The organism is Dietzia sp. Cai40, assembly GCF_014145165.1.
Classification (GTDB): domain Bacteria; phylum Actinomycetota; class Actinomycetes; order Mycobacteriales; family Mycobacteriaceae; genus Dietzia; species Dietzia natronolimnaea.
Genome location: NZ_JAALEB010000337.1, coordinates 1 through 2,818 on the forward strand (window position 1 = coordinate 1; position 2,818 = coordinate 2,818).

The following is a 2,818-nucleotide window of genomic DNA, read 5'->3' on the forward strand; positions in this document are numbered from 1 at the left end:
CGATCCCGCGTCCGCCAGTTCCGCGGCGAGGTCCGCGGCCGAGACGGTGGGGACGTCGTCCAGGTCGGCCGGTCGGACCGCGCAGGTCTCGTCGGTGCCCTCCGGCAGGGACGTCACCGGGGCACGGGACGGGTCCGGCCGGATGGTCACGGTCCGGTGGGTGGTCTCGAGGAGGTCCATCAACACGAGCCGGCCGAGCAGTGGCCGGCCGGCCCCGGTGATCAGCTTGACCGCCTCCATCACCATCATCGACCCGACCGTTCCGCACAGTGCGCCCACGACGCCGGCCTCGGCGCAGCTCGGAACGGAACCGGGCGGCGGCGGGCCCGGGTAGAGGTCGCGGAGGGTGACGGGGTCGACGGGCGCGGGCGGGCGCGACCAGAAGACGGCGAGCTGGGCCCGGAAGCGGTCGATGGTCCCCCAGACGACCGGGATCCCGGCGATCTCGCAGGCGTCGGAGACGAGGTACCGGGTGGCGAAGTTGTCGCTTCCGTCCATCACCAGGTCGTGACCCTCGAGGAGGGCGTCGATGTTCACCGCGTCGAGACGGGCGTGGACCGCCTCGACCCTGACCCCGGGTGCCAACTCGGCCAGTCGATCCCGGGCCGACTCGACCTTCGGGCGGCCGATGGCCGGTACGGAGTGGATCACCTGCCGTTGCAGGTTGCCGAGGTCCACCTCGTCGTCGTCGATCACGGTGATCCGCCCGACACCCGCCGCGGCGAGGTACATCAGGACCGGCGCGCCCAGTCCCCCCGCGCCCACCACGAACACCGACGCGGCGCGCAGGCGACGCTGCCCCTCGTCACCGATGGCCCCGAGAAGGAGATGCCGGGAGTAGCGCGCGCGCTCCTCCGCCGAGAGCTGCGGCACCGGATCCACGAGCGGTGGGAGCGCCCCGGACACCCCGCCGGTCACGGGGTTCACCGGGCCACCGGCGGGCCGTCGGGGAACGGCCATGCGTTGTACAGGCAGGTGTCGTCGTTGTCCGGGACCACACCCTCGTTGTCGAGCAGGAAGATCTCGTTGTTGGCGACCCCGAGGGTCTGTTGCATCATGATCGGCGCGAGCGCTCCGTCCGCGGGGCACGGCTCGTGATCCGGGTAGCCGATCGCGTGGCCGACCTCGTGGTTGACGAGGTACTGGCGGTAGGACCCGATGTCCCCCTGGAAGGACCGCGCACCCCGGATCCACCGGGCCAGGTTGAGGTAGACCCTCTCGGTGGACGGGTTGTAGCAGCTGGTCTCGAGCTCGATCTCGTATCCGCAGTTCTCGCGGACCGTGAGGGGACTGGCGAGTGTCACCCGGAACGCGGGCTCGTCCCGGGCCGTGCGCCGGAACGCCACGGCCCCGTCCGCCGTCCAGCTCTTGGGATTGGCCAACGTCGCATCCACCATCCGGGCCACCGAGTCGTCGCCACCGAAGTCCGTCGTGTCGACGCCCTCCTCGACCTCGACGGTGTAGGTGAACTGCTCGGCGTCGGGACGCCCGACACGGTCCGTGCCCCCGGGCACGATCCGGAACCGACCCTCGCCGGCCTCGGCGAACGGTCCACCGTCCGGCAGCTCCCCGCTCGGGGGCACCTCACCCCGGGGTGGCTCCCCCATGAGCGCCGGCGTCTCCTCCGCCTCGCCGACGGCCGCGCCGTCGCCCGCCCCGGTACCCGTCACGGAGTCGGCTATCACGAGTGCCGTCAGGACGACCAGCACCGGGATCGCGTACGCCCGCCAGCCCCACGTGGTGAAGAACCGACCGACGGGGCTCTGCTTGCGCAGGTGGTCCCTGGCGCCGGGGACCGAGCGACGACGACCGGGGGTCGTCTCCTCCGCCGGGTCCCACGGGGCCCGCAGCGGCTCACCGCGGGGAGGGTAGTACGGAGAGCGGTCCCCGCGGTGTGCCGGAGCGTCAGCCCGCGAGGTGGACCCGGCGTCGACACCGTCCGACGTCCGGCGACGGCCGTCGCTCATCCGCACACCTCCACGTCCGCTCCGGTCAGGCTCGAGTCAAGGTCTCCACGATCCCACATCCCGAGGTGGTCGCCTTCTCCGGCACTCCGCCCGTACGGGTATTGTCCGTCTGGCCCGGTCGACCGTCGACCCGACGCCCGGGAGGACAGGAGCCAGACGATGACAAGCCCGGGCGGACCGTCCCCGACGGCTCCGGGGCGCGCCAGGGCGACCCGGCTGCCCCGAGGAGCCCGACGACGCCAGCTCCTCGACGCGGCGGGGACCGTGTTCGTGGACCAGGGTTTCCACGCCTCCGGGATGGACGACATCGCCGTCCTGGCCGGGGTCTCCAAACCGGTGCTGTACCAGCACTTCGATTCCAAGCGCGACCTGTACATCGAGGTGCTGCGGCATCACGTGGACGAGCTCCTCGGCCGCATCCGGGCGGCGCTGGACTCGACCTCGGACAACCGGCGTCGCGTCGAGGCGGCGGTCGACACGTTCTTCGCGTACGCCGATTCCGACACCCGCGGCTTCCGGCTGGTGTTCACCTCCGAGTCCGGCGACGAGGAGGTCCGGCGCGAGCTCGACCGCGCCACCGACGGCTGCATCGACGCCGTACACGACCTGGTCAGGGGCGATTCCGGGCTCGACGCGCACCGGTCGCGTCTGCTCGCGGTGGGCCTCGTGGGTGCGAGCCGGGTCAGCGCCGGCCACTGGCTCGACGCGGGCCGACCGATCTCCCGCGCCGACGCCGTCTCCACGACCGTCACCCTGTGCTGGGGCGGACTGTCGAAGATCCCTCGTCAGGGCGGGGACCGGCCCGCCCCGGACGCCTAGGAGACTGCTGAACAAGCTGTGATCTTGGCCGC

The 2,818-nt window shown here is 72.2% G+C and carries 3 protein-coding genes; 1 reads left to right on the top strand and 2 read right to left on the bottom strand.

The window, feature by feature from the left end; translation table 11 throughout:
- Positions 1-927 (bottom strand): molybdopterin-synthase adenylyltransferase MoeB (gene moeB / locus G6022_RS12885; RefSeq protein WP_347238180.1); only part of this gene is annotated, 927 nt, incomplete at its 3' end.
- Positions 924-1,967: a DUF3152 domain-containing protein gene (locus tag G6022_RS12890; protein ID WP_182638700.1), complete on the bottom strand. Its 1,044-nt coding sequence runs from the start codon at positions 1,965-1,967 to the stop codon at positions 924-926. The genes G6022_RS12890 and moeB, both read right to left, overlap by 4 nt.
- Before the next feature lie 159 nt (positions 1,968-2,126).
- Here G6022_RS12890 and G6022_RS12895 point away from each other — a divergent pair, with 159 nt between their 5' ends.
- Complete coding sequence (locus G6022_RS12895) at positions 2,127-2,786, top strand: TetR/AcrR family transcriptional regulator (RefSeq protein WP_179524796.1); 660 nt, start codon at positions 2,127-2,129, stop codon at positions 2,784-2,786.
- The last annotated feature ends 32 nt before the right edge of the window (positions 2,787-2,818 follow it).

Excerpts from the sequence above, each read along its gene's own strand:
- G6022_RS12890 (WP_182638700.1), bottom strand. The coding sequence starts at position 1,967 with ATGAGCGACGGCCGTCGCCGGACGTCGGACGGTGTCGACGCCGGGTCC.
- G6022_RS12895 (WP_179524796.1), top strand. The coding sequence starts at position 2,127 with ATGACAAGCCCGGGCGGACCGTCCCCGACGGCTCCGGGGCGCGCCAGG.